This is a genomic window from Marinobacter sp. MDS2, assembly GCF_030718085.1.
Lineage (GTDB): Bacteria > Pseudomonadota > Gammaproteobacteria > Pseudomonadales > Oleiphilaceae > Marinobacter.
This window is the reverse complement of the sequence record NZ_JAVAJF010000001.1, coordinates 740,258-758,253: the sequence shown is the minus strand read 5'-3', so window position 1 is coordinate 758,253 and position 17,996 is coordinate 740,258. Positions and strand designations below refer to the sequence as shown.

Annotated in this window: 17 protein-coding genes and 1 pseudogene; 17 read left to right on the top strand and 1 reads right to left on the bottom strand. The window is 51.0% G+C overall.

The genetic code is table 11. The annotated features are described in order from the left end of the window. The first annotated feature begins 322 nt into the window (after positions 1-322). Entirely contained in the window at positions 323-1,237 is a 915-nt protein-coding gene (locus tag Q9245_RS03625) for a hypothetical protein (RefSeq protein ID WP_305895876.1), read from the top strand. Positions 1,238-1,282: 45 nt separating this feature from the next. After that, a complete protein-coding gene (gene sbcB / locus Q9245_RS03620; protein WP_305895875.1) occupies positions 1,283-2,731 on the top strand; it encodes an exodeoxyribonuclease I in 1,449 nt (482 codons plus the stop codon). 169 nt (positions 2,732-2,900) lie between these two features. On the opposite strand, the pseudogene Q9245_RS15950 reads toward sbcB, so the two are convergent. Continuing rightward, a pseudogene (locus Q9245_RS15950) lies at positions 2,901-2,996 on the bottom strand (IS5/IS1182 family transposase); the annotation flags it as partial. Positions 2,997-3,250: 254 nt separating this feature from the next. Between Q9245_RS15950 and pseB the strand changes: the two are divergent. The 15 genes from pseB (at position 3,251) to Q9245_RS03540 (ending at position 17,909) form a co-directional block, all read left to right on the top strand. Next, entirely contained in the window at positions 3,251-4,249 is a 999-nt protein-coding gene (gene pseB, locus Q9245_RS03610; protein WP_305895873.1) for a UDP-N-acetylglucosamine 4,6-dehydratase (inverting), read from the top strand. 2 nt (positions 4,250-4,251) lie between these two features. After that, the gene (gene pseC, locus Q9245_RS03605) at positions 4,252-5,424 is read left to right on the top strand and encodes a UDP-4-amino-4,6-dideoxy-N-acetyl-beta-L-altrosamine transaminase (RefSeq protein ID WP_305895872.1); all 1,173 of its coding nucleotides are present in this window, start codon (positions 4,252-4,254) and stop codon (positions 5,422-5,424) included. Continuing rightward, positions 5,421-6,113 carry a pseudaminic acid cytidylyltransferase gene (pseF, locus tag Q9245_RS03600; RefSeq protein WP_371824781.1) on the top strand — a complete coding sequence of 231 codons (693 nt, stop codon included), beginning with the start codon at positions 5,421-5,423 and terminating at the stop codon, positions 6,111-6,113. The genes pseC and pseF overlap by 4 nt, the downstream gene beginning before the upstream one ends. Next, positions 6,110-7,273, top strand: a complete 1,164-nt coding sequence (pseG, locus tag Q9245_RS03595) for a UDP-2,4-diacetamido-2,4,6-trideoxy-beta-L-altropyranose hydrolase (protein WP_305895871.1) — start codon at positions 6,110-6,112, stop codon at positions 7,271-7,273. Before pseF ends, pseG begins: the two co-directional genes overlap by 4 nt. After that, positions 7,266-7,916 (top strand): hypothetical protein, encoded by a 651-nt coding sequence (locus tag Q9245_RS03590; protein WP_305895870.1) that lies wholly within the window; start codon positions 7,266-7,268, stop codon positions 7,914-7,916. The genes pseG and Q9245_RS03590 overlap by 8 nt, the downstream gene beginning before the upstream one ends. A 37-nt stretch (positions 7,917-7,953) precedes the next feature. Continuing rightward, a complete protein-coding gene (locus Q9245_RS03585) occupies positions 7,954-8,886 on the top strand; it encodes a ketoacyl-ACP synthase III (protein ID WP_305895869.1) in 933 nt (310 codons plus the stop codon). A 21-nt stretch (positions 8,887-8,907) separates the two neighbouring features. Then, complete coding sequence (locus tag Q9245_RS03580) at positions 8,908-9,132, top strand: acyl carrier protein (protein ID WP_305895868.1); 225 nt, start codon at positions 8,908-8,910, stop codon at positions 9,130-9,132. Positions 9,133-9,139: 7 nt separating this feature from the next. Then, positions 9,140-10,147, top strand: coding sequence for a pseudaminic acid synthase (pseI, locus tag Q9245_RS03575; RefSeq protein WP_305895867.1), 1,008 nt, complete (start codon positions 9,140-9,142; stop codon positions 10,145-10,147). A gap of 23 nt (positions 10,148-10,170) precedes the next feature. Then, positions 10,171-10,767, top strand: a complete 597-nt coding sequence (locus tag Q9245_RS03570; RefSeq protein WP_305895866.1) for a hypothetical protein — start codon at positions 10,171-10,173, stop codon at positions 10,765-10,767. Between the two features lie 240 nt (positions 10,768-11,007). Beyond that, entirely contained in the window at positions 11,008-13,116 is a 2,109-nt protein-coding gene (locus tag Q9245_RS03565) for a motility associated factor glycosyltransferase family protein (protein WP_305895865.1), read from the top strand. A 145-nt stretch (positions 13,117-13,261) separates the two neighbouring features. Next, complete coding sequence (locus Q9245_RS03560; RefSeq protein ID WP_305895864.1) at positions 13,262-14,086, top strand: flagellin domain-containing protein; 825 nt, start codon at positions 13,262-13,264, stop codon at positions 14,084-14,086. Between the two features lie 73 nt (positions 14,087-14,159). Continuing rightward, positions 14,160-14,537 (top strand): flagellar protein FlaG, encoded by a 378-nt coding sequence (locus Q9245_RS03555; protein WP_305895863.1) that lies wholly within the window; start codon positions 14,160-14,162, stop codon positions 14,535-14,537. Between the two features lie 211 nt (positions 14,538-14,748). Next, a complete protein-coding gene (gene fliD, locus Q9245_RS03550; protein ID WP_305895862.1) occupies positions 14,749-16,125 on the top strand; it encodes a flagellar filament capping protein FliD in 1,377 nt (458 codons plus the stop codon). A gap of 35 nt (positions 16,126-16,160) precedes the next feature. Further along, entirely contained in the window at positions 16,161-16,562 is a 402-nt protein-coding gene (gene fliS, locus Q9245_RS03545) for a flagellar export chaperone FliS (protein ID WP_305895861.1), read from the top strand. A 135-nt stretch (positions 16,563-16,697) separates the two neighbouring features. After that, on the top strand, positions 16,698-17,909 hold the full coding sequence (locus Q9245_RS03540; protein WP_305895860.1) for an argininosuccinate synthase: 1,212 nt from the start codon (positions 16,698-16,700) through the stop codon (positions 17,907-17,909). Positions 17,910-17,996: the final 87 nt, after the last annotated feature.

Here is a 17,996-nt window from a genome sequence, read left to right as displayed (position 1 = left end):
TAGCCTAATGGAATGTGTATGTATGTGCTACATTTGGCGATTTTGGTGTTCGGGTCGTCTGTGCGAGTGCTTGCATTGGTGCGCGGCAGGTTGTGACACGCTTCAAGCTTACTTTGATTCATTTCAATGCAATGGCCGAGTGTGATGTGGCTCACTCTATTCACAGCCTTTACTCGGCTATAGTGGATGTGCGGTCAAAAAAGAAACAAATCGTTACATTCAATAATAAGACCGCATGCCAGCACCGGAAAAACATAATAAACGGGCGGCATGAGAGTCGGGCGTCGAAACTGGCTCACATAATAAATCAGAGACACAATCTATGACTAAGTATGCGTACGGATACGCTGCCCTTAATCTATTCTGCGTGGGTATTATGCCCGTTGCCCACGCGGAATTGGCACCCATTTCTGATGACGCGATGGGTGAGGTGACCGGGCAGGCGTTTATGCAGATTGAAAACTTCACTGGTCAGAACCTTAACGGTCAGGAACAAAAAGTTACCCGGATGTCGCTCGGCATTGATGTGGAAACACGGGTGAACGTGGATGACGTAAAGGTTGGTGAAATAAATGCTGGTACGGATTTCGCGGCCAGCCACCTCGCCCTAGGCCACATTGCTCGGCTTAATGGCGAAGTCTATAACGGTGTGACCTATAACGAAGGCGACGCCGTTCCCTTCGAAGCTCGCCGCCCTTATATCGAATTGGCGGAAGATGCCGCCGGCTTGGCCGGCTTCCGCATGGGCTTTCATGAGGCTCGTGGATCGGTTTCTTCCAATACCACCAGCTTTAGCGGCAACATTGGCATGAAGATCGAATCTTTCGGCCAAGTATATGATGCTCAATTGTTTCAAGGGCCGGGTGGCGCGGCTACCGATTACCGCGCCACGCACATTGGTTTAAAACCGAATAACCCGAATCAGGCTGCCGGATGCAACGTGAGTGCAACCTTGGCCAACTGTGCACCGCTCACACAACTCCGCTCACTGGATATCGGCGAAGATTCCGGGCAGGCCGGTGTGGCTGGTTTCACCGATGGTTTCTTTATTGGCTTTCAGCGAGATCAAGATGGTGTGGCCTGGAAAACGTTGGATGGAACCAGTTCGATAGCGGCGGGAAAGGGCGTTTACATCAATCTTCCCACAAACATGACCGTGAAATTGGAACAATTGACCGGCCCCGGTATAGACCGCCGCCGTACCCATCAGGTGGATATGGGGACTAAGTTGTTTTGATTTTGTTAGACTCCTGCTATTCATTCACACGGTGGGAGTCTTCCTTTGATCCGCTCTTTTTACTGGCACGATTACGAAACCTTCGGTGTAGACCCGCTGCATGACCGGCCCTCCCAGTTTGCCGGGGTTCGCACCGATGCGGATTTGAATGTGATCGAAGACCCGTTGGTGATTTACTGCAAACCAACGGACGACTACCTGCCTTCCCCTGAAGCTTGCTTGATTACCGGCATCACCCCGCAAAAAGCTTTGGAAGATGGCTTCCCCGAGGCGGAATTCATCGCGCAAATTAATGAAGCCTTCAGTCAGCCCGGCACCTGCGTAGTGGGGTATAACAGCCTGCGTTTTGATGACGAAGTCACCCGCAACACCCTTTACCGCAACCTGCGTGACCCCTACGCCCGAGAATGGCAGAACGGTAATTCCCGCTGGGACATCATCGACATGGTGCGGCTGACCTACGCCCTGCGCCCGGAAGGCATCAACTGGCCACGTAAGGAAGACGGCAGCCCCAGCTTCCGGTTGGAAGAACTCACGGCCGCCAACGGCATTGCCCACGAAGCGGCCCACGATGCCATGTCGGATGTTTGGGCGACCATTGCGGTAGCCAAGCTGATTAAAGAGAAGCAGCCTAAGCTGTTTGATTTTGTTCTCAAGAACAAAGACAAACACGCGGCGCGCCAGATGCTGGACACCGCCACTATGAAACCGGTGTTCCACATCTCCGCCAAATTCCCGGCCAGCCGCGGCTGTTGTGCGTTGGTGGCACCATTGGCGGAGCACCCCACCAATAAAAACCAGGTTATCGTTTACGATCTGCGCGAAGACCCAACAGAACTGATCAACGCCACGCCGAAGCAGATTCAGGAGCGAGTATTTACCTCCCAGGCCGAGCTGGGTGAGGGTGTAGCGCGCTTCCCCCTGAAAGGCATTCAGGTGAACAAGTGCCCGGTACTGGCCCCGGCTAACATGCTGTCTACGCTTTCCAAAGAACGCTTGGCGGAATTAGAGCTGGATGGTGACGTGCTGCGCGCCAATTTGGCCAAGCTGCGAAACGCCCCGGACTTGCCAGCACGCATTGCGAAAGCCTTCGACCGTAGCTTTGAAGGCAGTGACCTGACCGACCCCGACGAGCAACTCTACGCCGGTGGCTTTATCAGCAATGCTGACCGAGAGCGGCTGAAAGACCTGATCGCCCAACCGGTAGAAACATTAGGCGAGCAAGAGGTACGGTTTGATGATGAGCGTTTAAACGAGATGCTCTTCCGCTACCGCGCCCGGAATTATCCGAACACCCTGAGCGGCGAAGAAATGGAACGTTGGGAAACCTTCAGAACGGAGCGCCTGATGAATCCGAAAAAGGGCTGGCGCTCGCTGGAGGCCTACGGGCTCGAATTGCAGCGGCTGGCGAGTGATCCGGAGCTGACGTCTAGGAATCAGCAGATCTTGGAGGATTTGCATTTGTATGGAGAGTCTTTGATTCCTTATATGTAAAAACGGGGGCCAGTTTTGGCCCCCGTTTCGTTTATCTCCGCTTCTGAAAATAAACATTCAAACTCTGCCCCATCAAGCTCTGTACTTCACTTCTCAGAGCCTCCGCCTGGATCTGCCTCTGCACTGGTGCAGTCGCCAAGCTGTGGCCATCTTTATCGTGGGCTATTCCGATGGATTCAATCTCGTACAGCGCGTCTTCCACGGCTGGATCACTGAGGTTATAGAACAACTGCCAGCAGTTAACGCGCAGTTTGGCAAACAACGGACACATGCGAGCCCGTTCTGGCCTTTCGGGTCATAAAGGGCTACTTTCTTCTTTAGCTGCTTTCAGGGAATCAGCTCGTCCACTCGTTCGAGAGGGATCTCGTGGTGGGTTTTGAGCTTGTTGGGCTGGTATTCCGCTTCGGAAACGGTAATCACGATCCAAGATGTCAATTGACTTTTGCCGTTGACGTTTGCTGTATTAGTGTCGCATAGAGATGCCACGCCTTGTTTAACTTCATTCATCAGAGTTGAAATATGTTGCAAAATTCAACCATTCTAATCACCGGTGGCACTGGCTCCTTCGGCCACAAATTCATTCCCATGACGCTGGAAAAGTACAACCCCAAGAAAATCATTATTCTTTCTCGGGACGAGATGAAACAGTGGGAAATGGCCAAGCTGTACCAAAATGATGACCGCTTGCGGTTTTTCATTGGAGACGTCCGCGACAAAGAACGTCTCTATCGCGCAATGGATGGTGTCGATTACGTAGTCCATGCTGCAGCTACGAAGATTGTACCTACCGCGGAGTACAATCCGTTTGAGTGCATCAAAACCAACATCATCGGGGCTATGAACCTGATTGATGCCTGCATTGACAAGAAGGTTAAAGGCGTAGTGGCGCTCTCAACTGATAAGGCCAGCAGCCCTATTAACTTGTACGGCGCCACAAAACTTGCTTCGGACAAAGTGTTTGTAGCCGGAAACTCATACGTAGGCGGTCATGACACTAAGTTTTCCGTGGTGCGTTACGGCAATGTGATGGGTTCCCGAGGCTCCGTTATTCCGTTCTTTATGTCCATCAAAGAGAAGGGTGTTCTACCCATCACAGACCCTCGTATGACCCGCTTCATGATTAGTTTAGAGCAGGGCGTAGAGTTGGTTTGGCATGCGTTTGAGGATATGGTTGGTGGTGAGATTTATGTGAAGAAAATCCCGTCCATGAAGGTGACCGATCTAGCCCGCGTGGTGGCGCCCAATGCGAAGCATGAAGTGGTGGGTATTCGCCCAGGCGAGAAGCTTCACGAGCAGATGATTGGTGCGGAAGATTCCTACTTCACCTACGAATACCCGGAACACTATAAGATTTTGCCTAATATTAATGGCTGGGGCACTTGCAAACACAGGATTAAAGATGGCAAGAAGGTCCAAGAAGGTTTTGTTTATGCCAGTGACAACAATGCTGAGTGGATGACGGAAGAAGAGCTACAGAATTGGATTAACTCCAATTACAGTGAAATCGGTAAAATCTGACAATGATTCCTTACGGTAAGCAGGACATCAACCAGGCAGACATTGATGCCGTGATTGATGTGCTGCAGTCTGACTTCCTGACGCAAGGGCCGCAGGTCCCAGCCTTCGAGGCCAAGGTTGCCGGCTACGTGGGTGCAAAGTATGCACTGGCGGTAAATAGCGCCACCTCGGCATTGCACATTGCGTGTTTGTCTTTAGGATTGGGCAAGGGCGATTGGTTTTGGACCACGCCAATTACTTTCGTGGCCTCTGCTAACTGCGGCTTGTATTGCGGAGCTCAAGTAGGTTTTGTCGATATAGACCCACGTACCTACAACCTGTGCCCCAAAGCGTTAGAGGCAAAGCTTAAAGCGGCTAAGCGTGAAGGCCGCCTGCCAAAAGTGCTGGTGGCGGTACATCTGTGTGGCCAGCCCTGCGATATGCAAGCCATCCACAAGCTAAGCCTACAATACGGTTTTCGGATCATTGAGGATGCTTCCCACGCCATCGGCGGCAAGTATCAGGATGAGTTTTTAGGCAGCGGCCGCTACAGCGACATAACGGTGTTTAGCTTCCACCCCGTGAAAATTGTCACCACGGCGGAAGGGGGCATGGCTGTCACGAACTGCGGTGAGCTGGCTAGCCGCATGAACCTCCTGCGTAGCCACGGGGTAACCCGGGATCAGAGTTTGATGACCCACGAACCGGATGGGCCCTGGTACTATCAGCAGGTGGATCTGGGCTTTAATTACCGGATGACAGAGCTGCAAGCGGCACTTGGTATCAGCCAAATGGATCGACTGGATGCTTTTGTGGCGCGCCGGCACGAGTTGGCAAGGCGTTACAACCGGTTGTTGAAGGATCTGCCCGTGACCACACCCTCGCAGCATCCTGATAGTTATTCAGGCCTGCACCTGTATGTGATCCGCCTCCAACTAGACAAAATTACGGTCAGTCACCGGCAGGTTTTTGAAATTCTGAGGGAACAGGGCATTGGAGTGAATCTGCATTATATTCCGGTGCACACACAGCCGTATTACAAGGCGATGGGCTTCAAGGCGGAAGATTTCCCGGAGTCGATGGCCTATTACGGTGAGGCTATCAGCTTACCGATGTTTCAGGGCATGACGGATGAGCAGCAAGATGAAGTACTGAGTGCTTTGACGTCGGCGCTGGACGCTGGAGGTAAGGTATGATGCGGCTTGCAATTATTCCCGCCCGCGGTGGCAGTAAACGCATACCGCGTAAGAATATTAAAGAGTTCTGCGGCAAGCCCATGATTGCTTGGTCGATTGAAGCTGCCCGCGAGTCGGGGTGTTTTGATCATATTATTGTCTCGACGGATGACCCGGAGATTGCGGCAGTTGCTGAGGAGTATGGAGCCAAAGTCCCGTTTACCAGGCCTCCGGAACTGGCCGATGATCACACTGCAACACGGCCAGTGATCAACCATGCCATTCAGGAAGTCTCCCGGCTTTGGGGAATGCCTGAATACGTATGTTGTCTCTATGCAACATCACCATTCATGCTGGCCGAGGACCTGAAACAGGCCTTTACCAAACTCAGAGACAGCAACGCCGATTTTGTCTTTTCCGCCGGTCGGTTTCCGTATCCGATAAAGCGGGGCTTTCGGGTTAATGACTTAGGCCGGGTTGAACGCCTCTGGCCAGAGCATCGATATACAAGGTCTCAGGATCTGGAAGAAACCTATCATGATGCAGGGCAGTTCTATTGGGGAAAAACCAATGCCTTCCTGAACCTTGGAGACCCGATGTCTGAGGCAGGGGTTGCATACGTGCTTCCGGGAACCCGTGTCCACGATATTGATACCCAGGAAGACTGGGCTGTCGCCGAGCTCTTGTTCAGGGCTCTAGAGCAGCGATGAGACAAACCCCTTCAGAGACAGCGTTTCTACCTACGCTACCTGCGGTTGCTATCCGCGTAGATAGCGGCCACAAGATTGGTTCTGGCCATGTGCGCCGCTGTTTGTCTCTGGCCGCTTTCCTTAAGAGAAACGGCTTTGGCCCTGTCTTTATCTGTCGGGATATCCCTGGAGCGAACACTCATATAATTGAACAAGCCGGTTTCGAACTGGTTCTGTTACCCGACGACGAACGTTTTGCTTTCAGCGTATTTAGCTCCACGTTTTCCGCAGCCGATTTCGAGAACATGGTGCAGGACGCCGAGCGGAGCGCAGATGCGTTTGCAAGGCAGTATCCGGGGGTGAAAATAGCATGGGTTGTATCCGATCACATGATGATCAGAGAACCCTGGCAGGCGCGATTTGCTGCCAAAACGGGGTGTATGGTTCTGGCGATAGACGGCCAGGCTAATACGCCCCACCACGCAGATGTTTTGGTTGATCCGCAGATTTCTGAAAACCCGGCGGAAAAGTGGGCTGGCCTGTTGCCCGATACTTGTGTTTTTTATAGCGGTCCATCCTGCCTGCCGTTGTCACAAGCTTTTGAATCAGCGCGGGAAAGAGCTTCAATCCGGTCAGGGCCTGTAAAAAGGGTTCTGGTGTGTTTTGGAGGCACCGACATTCAGGACCTCGTATACAGGGCGGTGCAGACCCTAGTCGCCCGAGCTGACCAGACGCGGTCTTCCGTCGTTGAGATCGATATTGCTGTGCCATCGGATCTTCCGTCTCTTAAGAGGTTGGAAGAACTGGTTGTGGGCTATTCCCGTTGTCGTACGCACGTTGGCTTGAACGATCTCTCGTCCTTGATGCTGTCGGCAGATCTGGCCATTGGAGGTGGTGGGATCATGCTGTGGGAGCGATGCTTGTTAGGGTTGCCAGCAATCGTCGTGCCGCTGGCTGAGAATCAGGAAAAACCAATAGAACGGCTTGAAGCAAAGGGAGCTGTGATTTCAGTTGGGTCGCCCGACGAGGGTTATGAATCCGGAGTTGAGAAGGCCTTGAGACACATTTCCCAGAATCCTGAGGCTTTATGCACTATGTCAAGCGCGGCGTTTGAAGTCATGTCAGACTGGCCTCAAACAGATGATTGGCTGAATGTTATGAAAGGCTGTAATAATGAGTGAGATTAAAAAAATCGCAATTGTTGGCGGCAAAGGTAACGGCCTTGTTGTTGCTCAGGTTATTGAAGATATGGCTAGTGCTGGCCAAAACATTGCGGTTGCGGGTTTTCTTAACGATCACGAGCCGATAGGCAGTCGCATTGGTGAGTACGAAGTTATCGGTCGTCCCAGAGAATGGAAGAAACTTGAGTCAGACACGCAGATCGTTTTCGCCTTGCTGAGTGTAGGGAAAATGGAAGAGCGCAGTGACCTGCTCTCGGCGCTTTTGGTGCCTGAAGACAAGCTTGAGACTCTAGTTCACCCAACCGCGTTGGTGGGCTCTGGGGTATCGGTCGGTAAAGGGTCCGTTATCTGTTCCTATGTTACTTGTCAGCCTGGTAGCTCCATTGGAAACAACTCGATTGTCAGAGCGGGAGCGAATCTGGGCCATGACGCCGAGGTGGCTGATTTTGTTGATATCGGCCCGAATTGCACGCTTTGCGGATACTCCGCCGTGGCGAAAGGCGCGCATTTGGCTCCGAATTCTGTTGTGCGGGATAGCGTATCAGTGGGCGAGTTCGGAGTTTTGAGTGCTGGGAGTGTCGCGCTTAGGAATATCGAGCCGAGAACTGTCTGGATGGGAAATCCAGCTAGAAGAGTTAAGTAACCTCTAAAAATTTCTTGCATCAGACAGGATAGGTAAAATGATCGGAATCAAGAATGTAGCGTCCTTTATCCCAGAAGATGCGTTGGACAACCTTCAGAGAGTGGAGGAGTTCGGTGAAACATCAGATTTCATCGTAAAGAAAATCGGTGCCTTAAAACTACCTCGGAAAGGCGAAGCGGAAGAGACGTCTGATTTGGTAGTCAAAGCGATCGAGCAGCTGCTTAGGAGTTCGGATGGGCTCGCATCGTCTTCAATTGACGCATTGGTAGTTGTGACGCAGAACGGTGATGGTGAAGGTTTGCCACACACTTCCGCTATCGTTCAGGCCAAGATGGGGCTGCCCAAAAGCGTCGCCGCCTTCGATGTGTCTCTTGGGTGCTCCGGTTACGTCTATGGTTTGCATGTACTTAAAGGATTCATGGAATCCGCAGGATTAAAGAATGGTGTACTGGTAACTGCAGACCCTTACTCAAAAATTGTTGATCCTGCTGATAAGAACACCTCGCTCCTATTTGGGGATGCAGCGACCGCCACCTGGTTAGGCGAGTCGCCTTCGTGGCTGATAGGCCCCGCCCTCTTCGGTACCGATGGAGAGGGAGAGGACGCACTCAAAACAAGTGGGGCATGCCTGACCATGAACGGTCGGCAGGTTTTCGACTTTGCAGCGAAAAACGTTGCCCCGAATATCAAAGCACTACTGGCCAAAGCCAAAATGGCTGAAAGCCAGGTTGATGCGTTCTGCATTCACCAGGGTAGCTATGCCATTGTTGATGTGATCTCCCGGCGATTTAAGGAAAACCGGCATCGATTCGTTCGGGATATTGAAAACACGGGCAACACGGTTTCTTCTAGCATTCCATTACTGATAGAAAAGCACGTGCTTAAATCAGACTGTAAGACCATTGTCATCAGTGGGTTTGGAGTTGGGTTCTCCTGGGGAACAGGCTTGCTTACTAGAAACGAAAATTGATTCATTGAAGTGAGGATTGCGATGATTACCGAGCAACAAGTAAAAGACGCCATCATTGCCGCGGGAATTGACGTAGATGTCAGCACAATTGGACCCCAAGATGACTTGGGTGATCATGGCATTGATAGTCTAGACTTTTTCAACCTTTTCCTTGAGCTTGAGGATGTGGGTGGAAAGAAAATTCCAGATGAAGATATCGATAAAATGAACACTATTGAGGCAATCATCCAGTTCTATGCAGGCTGATAGCAAAATGACGCAGCGAAATGCTCTGATTGTGGCGGAACTTTCCGCCAATCACGGAAATGACCTTGGGCTGGCTCTCGAAACCGTCGATGCATTCGCATCGGCGGGTGCCGACGCGATTAAGGTGCAGACATTCCGTCCAGAGTCCCTGTGTATGAACATAGACAATGACTACTTTGGCCCAAGAAAATCCGGACTCTGGAAAGGTAAAACTCTTTGGGATATCTACAGCGAAGGTTCTCTTCCCTATGATTGGCATTGGAAGATACAAGAGGCCTGCCAAAAACGAGGAATTGAGTTTTTTTCTTCCCCGTTCGATCTTGAGGCCGTTGATTTTTTGAGCTCCATGAATGTGAGCCGCTATAAAATCGCCTCTATGGAGATCAATGACCTACCTTTGATCAGAAAAGCAGCCTCGCAAGGTAAGCCGATCATAATCTCAACCGGGCTTGGTGGCATTCCGGATATACAGAAAGCTGTGGATGCATGCTTTGAAGTGGGTAACACAGACGTGACCCTCCTGAAATGTACGTCCAGTTACCCAGCCCCTCTTAACGCTGCGAACCTGAGAACCATTCCAGATATGGTTCGGCGATTTGGTGTTTCGGTTGGTGTTTCGGACCATACCCTAGGTTTCATCGTGCCCGTCGCTTCTGTGGTATTGGGTGCAAGTCTTGTTGAAAAGCATGTGGTGCTTGATAAAAAACAGGAAACGTTGGATGCAGCGTTTTCTCTCGACCCCTCAGAGTTCTCGGAAATGGTGCGTCAGGTTCGCGCCGCCGAGGAGACTATGGGAGAGGTTTCGTACGACGTTGCAGATGAAGACAAGCTCCGAAGACGCTCGCTTTTTACCAGCGTGTCGTTTACGAAAGGGCAGGCAGTGACCGAGGATGACCTTCGCTCCGTTCGGCCTGGCCATGGCGCAGAGCCTGATTCTATAAGTTGGTTTATTGGTAAACGCGCAAAATTAGATATATCGGCTGGAACACCGGCTCGGCCTGAAGACTTTGAATAAATTCTGATGCGGGGATGTATAAGTTGTCTGAATTAACAATGCTACCGGATTTCAGATTCAAAGGTGGACGAACCTATATTCATGGCACAGACCTGTTTCAGTCGGTAACTCAGTTTTTGGAAACCAGAAAAAGTGGCTATTTGAAGGAAATGTCGTTCCGTCTTTTTGGCGATAGGCAATGCGCTATACTGTTCTCGGCTCCTGACAGTCCGGATGCCCGGATCATTTGCCAAGGGCGTTGGCACGTCAGTCAGGAGGGCTTAGACGTAAAGTTTTGGGTGGTGGAACAAGGGGCCTCGGTGTCTGATCGTTATGAGTTTGATGAAGGGGGGCTTTGTTCTGGCGCTGAGATTAGCGAAGACAAGATTCTTCGGCCATTCGATTCAAAGTTCTCAATGATTGAGAATATCGTGGCACTTACTAAGAGACTTCATAGTGAGAAGCTTCCTCTTACCGAGGGTAAATGGGTTTTCGGCCAGATTATTCTTAATGAGCGTTTGCCTGAGTGCAGTGGGCAGATACAGATCGAAAACTATCAGAACATTAAAGATCGCTTCAGCCGTAACCGGATTGTTTTGGATGGTCGTCTAGTTGGTGATATTCGATTTATTGTTGCTTAACATTGGTTCTGGTACGAAGTCTGTCAAAACGGTCGGCCCTAAAAGCCAGAAATCTAAAATAAAGCAATGAGTTGGCGTGATTTTTGACTCTTTTTTCGCCATGAATTTCATTGCGTCGCCCAAAAAGCCGGGAGAAATCCTTTGATCTCACCGGATAATCGTCTTGTACTGCAGCGAAGACTGCAGAAACCTATCTCGAAGACATCCTTAATAACCTGAATCTTTAACGAGGAATCCTTGATGTCTGTTAACGATGAAGATATTGCCGCGCCGTTCTTAAGACGTAAGCAAAAAAATCTACTGTACTTTCAGAGATACCGTCCTGAGATTTTCGGGTTTTTTGCTAACTACGAACCGCGTCATTGCGAGCTAAGCATCACGCCAGGTAGAGATGACGTTGATCTTGTTGATCGCGGGCGGTCTGTTTATCGGCATCTCGCGCGAGAATATTCTCAGGCAGAAGTGCAGCAATTTATAAATAACAATTTGCCTGAAAAACCTATGAATACTGTTCCGCCTTTGTACCTAGAGGTGAATGAGAGCGCACGGTTTGCTTCTAAATATGTGCGGGAGAGCTTGGTAAAGAGTCGACTGACTCCGTCTACATTCAAAGGCTATTATCGAGGCACTGTATTGCCATCGGTCGTATTTCTGGGGTGCGGTCTTGGGTATCACATAGACAGCCTGACGGCCCAAATGGAAGTGATTGATGCCGTTGTTTTTGAGCCTGACCCTGACCGTTTTTATTTGACGTTATTCTCGGTCGATTGGGAAGAGATTTGTGCTCGTTTCCGAGAAAAAGGGCGGTCTATCTCTTTTTGTATAGCGACTAGGCACGATGAAGAAAATATTAGACGAGTGCTTGGTGCCAAACTTGCTGAAATCGTACCGCTTTACCCTTATTTGACTAGCTACTACAACCACTTAGCCAATGTCGATTTGTATCGAATCGCCAAGGATTTGGAAAACGATTTGCCGGTTGTGGGTGCAAACTGGGGTAACTACGATTTTGAGCTGAGAGGCTTTCGGAATGTGTTTCATAACTTGAGAATGGGAGGGGGGCAGGTTAAACCCTATCAATTAGATGAATCGCAGGTACCAGTCGCGATAGTTGGTAGTGGGCCGTCGCTTGATGCGCGTATCGACGGGCTGAAAGCGAATAGGGGAAAAATGATCGTCATTAGCGCAGGCACTGGTCTTCGGGCGCTTCTTAGTCATGGCATCCGGCCGGACTTCCATGTCGAGCTGGATGCCGATTATATGATCTATGAGATGCTTAAAGATATTGAGGAGCAATACGGCCTGAAAGGTATCACCCTGCTATGTACGATCAGTGTAAATCCACTTGTTCCTCCCTTGTTTGAGCGCTATCAGTTTTATCTCTCCAATGAGTACTACATTCCCGCGTTTTTGGGGCTGAACGCAGACGCCATTCCTGGCTGCTCCCCAACTTGCACCAATGCGGCGCTTGCGCTGGCGTTTGCCTTCGGATTTCGAAATTTATTTTTGTTCGGAACAGACTATGGGTATCAGGATAAGTCGCAGCATCACTCGCGATTTTCTGTGTATGGACAGGAGTCCCGAACCGACTTCGCTTCTCGGTTCCAGAAAGAAACGGCGAGAGGCACGGAAGCTCGGCCAAAATTTGAAACTCAAGGTGTTAACGGAACCACGATAATAACCCAAGGAGATTACTTTACGGCTAAGCGGGCTGTGGAAAATTTTTTGCTCGACCGTAAGAACCAAAGGCTTAACTTTTCGGTGCGGAATTGTTCGGATGGAGCTCTAATCGAAGGGGCAGAGTGGCTGTCACCTGAGGAGCTAGGTAAGCTCCTCGAGCCTGAGACGGTAGCTCTAGCCCGAGAGCTGGAAGCGTTAGAAGCTTGCTTTAAAGGTATGCCAACGTTTGATACACAACAGTTATTCGGGGATGTTGCTAAAGAGGTTGCGGAGAGGGCCCGAGAATTTTTGTTAGTACTAAAAAGTAGTCGGCTTCGGGGGCGTAAGGATCTCATTGTTGTGTGTAACGAGGTTCGAGATCACCTCAATAGAGTCGGGCCAGGCAGTGATCGGCAATCTCCCGTTGTTATCCAGTTGATGGGCTGGCAAATCCTGAAGGGAACAGTTCAACGCTTTCTGCAGACCGGGCTTTGTCATGGGCTAGCGCACGAAGACAAGGACTTGCAACCCTTTTTAGATCATTGGGTCGCGACGTTTAAATCCTTTCTTGAAAAACTGCCCATGCATTTTTCGTCAGTTATCTTATCTAATCAGCCTCCTGAGGACGATCCTTGGGTGACAACTCGGCTTATGAATGCAGAACCCAGTCTGCCGGAGTTTGGGGGATAACATTTTGTTACACTAATAATTAAAAGAATTCTAAAGCGATCGGAACAGCTGCCGTTAAGAAGAGTATCAGGGCAGCTTTCCCTAAATATTAACTGGGAGCTGGCCATTCTAAAGTGTCTCTACACAATCTCGAAGGGGAAGCATTATGGCTCTCGGAATCAACACTAACATTGCCTCACTGAACGCTCAGAATCAGCTTTCGAAGTCGCAGGGTATGGCGAATCAGGCAATGGAGCGGTTGTCTTCAGGCTTGCGCATTAACTCGGCTAAAGACGATGCTGCAGGTTTGGCCATCTCTACACGTTTTGATACTCAGATCCGTGGCCTGACCGTTGCACAAAGAAATGCTAACGACGGTATTTCAATGGTTCAGACTGCAGAGGGCGGTCTCGACGAAACGGTTGCTAACCTCCAGCGTATCCGTGAGTTGGCTGTTCAGGCAGCTAACGGCTCTAACACCGATGACGATCGTGCTTTACTGCAGGCTGAGGTTAATCAGCGCGTAGCGGAGATTGGTCGTATATCCACTGATACCCAGTTTAATGGTTTGAATGTTTTGGATGGTAGTTTGGGGTCGGCAGTTTCGTTCCAGGTTGGTGCAAACGCCGGGCAAACCATTGATATTGCTTTCGATTCAACCATGAACGCTACTGGCCTAGGTATCAGTGGAATTTCGATTTCTTCTGCAGGTGGTGCGAGCGCTGCGTTGGCTACCATTGACGGTGCGCTCTCGGAAGTGAATGCATTTCGAGCTGATCTGGGTGCGGTACAAAACCGGTTTGAGAGCACAATCAACAACCTTTCGACAAACCTTGAGAATCTGAGCGCTTCAAACAGTCGAATTTTGGACGCCGACTTTGCCGCCGAGTCTGCCAAAATGGCCAAGGCCAACGTGTTGCAGCAGGCTGGCATCTCGGTACTGGCACAGGCAAACGCCCGTCCAAACCAGGTTCTGTCCCTGCTTCAGTAATTGAAGCGGTTAGATAGATGATAAAGCCAGTCTTTCGTAAGGAAGGCTGGTTTTTGTGCTAGCGGGGTGGTCTATGAATGACATGAAGTTGTATGGCCCAAATATGAAGTTTGTTGAGGCTGCTGGCCAGGTTCCCGGCACTCAGCAGGTTCAGCCCGTAAGTCGCGAAATCGCGGCGGACTCTTCATCTGTAGGGCGAGCTCAGCCGACTGGCGCTGAAATTCAGCCTGAAGAGCTTGGTGAAGCGGTCACGCGGCTCAACGATTACGTACAAAACGTACAGCGAGACTTGCAGTTTGAAGTCGATTTGGAGCGTGGCGAGACGATCGTTCGAGTTGTGGATAGCGAAACCCAGGAAGTGATTCGTCAGATCCCGGACGAGGTTGCGCTAAGGTTGGCAAAAAACTTGCAGCATGAAGAACCGCTGACGTTGTTTGATATCAAGGTTTGAGGCCCGTCATTTTAGCTCAGGGCGTTTCGGCGCTAGGGCTGAGGGCCAGCTGCTAACACCGTCAGTCTCGCAAGAGCCGACGGTGTTTTTCGTTAAGGCCTATAATGTTTGTATCTAAAGTGTAAAAAGCGGCAAAGTTTTTCCGCTTGCTGCCGATAACTCTTATATACCGGTAGACATACGTGCAGTTTAGCCCCTATGGAGGCGCATCATGGCATCAATTTCTTCACTCGGAGTAGGATCAGGCATTTTCAGTGCTGACCTTGTCGACAAGCTTGTCGCGGCTGAGCGCGTTCCTACAGAAGAGCGTCTGAATAGCAAAGAAAGGTCGATACAGGCCAAAATCTCGGCGTTCGGTGCGTTGAAGAATGCGTTGGAAGAGATGAAGTCGCCTTTAGACGGCTTGAAGTCAGGGGCGGCTTTTGACGCGTACACGTCGAGCATCTCCAACGAGGCGGTTGCAGGTGCTACCATTGATGAGGGCAATGTCTCAAGGGGCTCCTATACGCTGAACGTCACGCAATTGGCCCAGCGTCAGTCGTTGGCTTCCGCCAGTCAAGCGGATAAAGATGCGACGACCTTTGGCAATGGTACGCTCACCTTTGAGGTGGGCGGTGTGACAACGGAAGTAACCATCGATGACAGCAATAACACCCTTGAGGGCATCGCGAATGCTATTAACGATGCTGGGGCGGGGGTATCGGCTGGGGTGGTGGATACAGGTTCGGGCTACCGTTTGGTGATGACCTCCGATGAGAGTGGAACTGCTAACGCCGTTAGTGTGACCGCTTCGGGTGACGCCGGGTTGTCTCAGTTTGCTTATGACGGAAGCGGCACAGGCATGAGTGAAACCGTTGCGGCTCTGGATGCTGAGCTGGAAGTGAACGGGATTGCGATTACACGTTCCTCGAATACCGTTGAAGGCGTTGTAGAGGGTGTGACCTTTGATTTGAAATCGACGGGCACGTCTACGGTTGCCATCAATTCAGACCCGGATGCGGTGACAGAGCGGGTCCAAGAATTTGTCGATAAGTACAATGCTCTGCAAGACGTGATCAAAAACGCGTCTGGGTACGATGCGGCCACGGATCGTGGTGGAGCGCTTACAGGCGATTCCACCATTCGCAGTCTTCAAAATGAATTGCGGGGCATGCTGACAAGTATTCCGGCCGACCTTCAGAACTCCCCAGTTCGGATGCTGGCCGATCTTGGTATTTCAACCAATCCGGATACCGGTAAGTTGGATTTCGATGCCAGCGAATTCAAGACGCAGCTGGCTGATCATCCGGAAGATGTAAGGGCCTTGTTCTCAGGCGAAGCAGGCATTGCATCAAGTGCGCTCAATGCGGTGGATGAATATGTGAAGTTCAGTGGCCGGCTCGATAACCGAACAGAAGGTTTGAGTCGGACGCTTGACGATATCCAAGATCAGCGTACTCAATTGAATGACAGAATCGAGTCTTTACGAGCTAGGTTGGTAAAGCAGTTTTCCGCTGCCGACGCGCTTATTGCGCAGTTTCAGAGTACCGGTAACTATGTTTCTCAGCAGTTGGCTGCGCTGGCTCCGCAGAACAATCAGAACAATTGATCGGTTGAATCCGATTAGAGTTAAAGAGGTTAGCTATGAACGGTCTACAAGCGTACCAACGTGTTAACACCCAAACCAGCATCACCGATGCGGACCCCCACAAGCTGATTCAGTTGTTATATAACGGGGCGATCGAACGCATTAACATGGCCAAAGCCCGTATGCAGGCGAAAGATTACGAAGGCAAAGGCAAGCTAATCGGCAAGGCCATCGAAATCATTGGTGGCCTAAAAAGCTTTCTGGACTTTGAAAAGGGCGGTGAGCTAGCAACCCGCTTGGAAGCGTTGTACGACTACATGGAGCGCACGCTTCTAGAGGCCAGCGCCAAGAACGACATGGCCAAACTGGACGAAGTCATTAGCCTCCTCCGCTCCATCAAAGAAGGCTGGGACGGCATCCGCGAAGAAGCGGTTACCCAAACCGCACACGTTGGCTGATATCTAAATTCCGCGACACCCCCTCCCTTCGTGGGAGAGGGTGAACGCACCTCCCAATAGCCAACTCCCCCGCCATCCCGTACAATATGCCTCTTCTTTTTGTTACATCCATTCTGATCAGTCTGGAGCACAGACATGTCTGATATTAAAAAGGTGGTTCTGGCCTATTCCGGCGGCCTGGATACTTCCGTTATTGTTCGGTGGTTGCAGGATACTTACAACTGTGAGGTGGTGACCTTTACCGCCGACATCGGCCAAGGCGAGGAAGTAGAGCCGGCGCGTGCGAAGGCGGAAGCCTTGGGCGTTAAGGAAATTTACATCGAGGACCTGCGCGAAGAGTTTGTGCGCGACTACGTGTTCCCGATGTTCCGCGCGAACACCATCTATGAAGGCGAGTACCTGCTGGGTACTTCTATTGCCCGCCCGCTGATCTCCCGCCGTTTGATCGAGATTGCTAACGAAACAGGCGCCGATGCCATTTCTCACGGCGCGACCGGTAAGGGTAACGACCAGGTACGTTTCGAGTTGGGTGCTTACGCACTGAAGCCGGGCGTGAAGGTGATTGCACCGTGGCGTGAGTGGGATCTGAACTCCCGCGAGAAGCTGCTGAAGTATTGTGAAGAGCGCAACATTCCGGTTGAAATGAAGAAGGGCAAGAGCCCGTACTCCATGGATGCCAACCTGCTGCACATCTCTTACGAAGGCATGAATCTGGAAGATCCTTGGGCGGAAGCCGAGGAAGACATGTGGCGTTGGAGTGTGTCTCCGGAAGATGCTCCGAACGAACCGACGTACGTTGAGCTGACTTACCGCAAGGGCGACATTGTTGCCATCGACGGTCAGGAGCTGAAGGCGCACGAAGTTCTGGAAAACCTGAACAAGATGGCAGGTGCCAACGGCATCGGTCGCTTGGACATCGTAGAGAACCGCTACGTGGGCATGAAGTCCCGTGGTTGCTACGAAACACCGGGCGGCACCATCATGCTGCGTGCGCACCGTGCGATCGAGTCCATCACTCTGGACCGCGAAGTGGCGCACCTGAAAGACAGCCTGATGCCGCGTTATGCCGAAGTGATCTACAACGGTTACTGGTGGTCGCCTGAGCGTGAAGCTCTGCAGGCGCTGATCGACCAAACCCAGGAATACGTAAACGGTACGGTTCGCCTGAAGCTGTACAAAGGCAACGTAGACGTGGTTGGCCGTAAGTCAGACGACTCTCTGTTCGACGAAACCATCGCGACCTTCGAAGAAGATCACGGTGCCTACGATCAGAAAGACGCGGAAGGCTTCATCAAGCTGAACGCGCTGCGGTTGCGTATTGCAGCCGGTAAAGGCCGCTCGCTCTGAGAGCAGTCTGATTGAATCAAAAACGCCCGGCACAATGCCGGGCGTTTTTGGTTATACTCTGCTGAAAACTCTAACAACCAAAGCCTG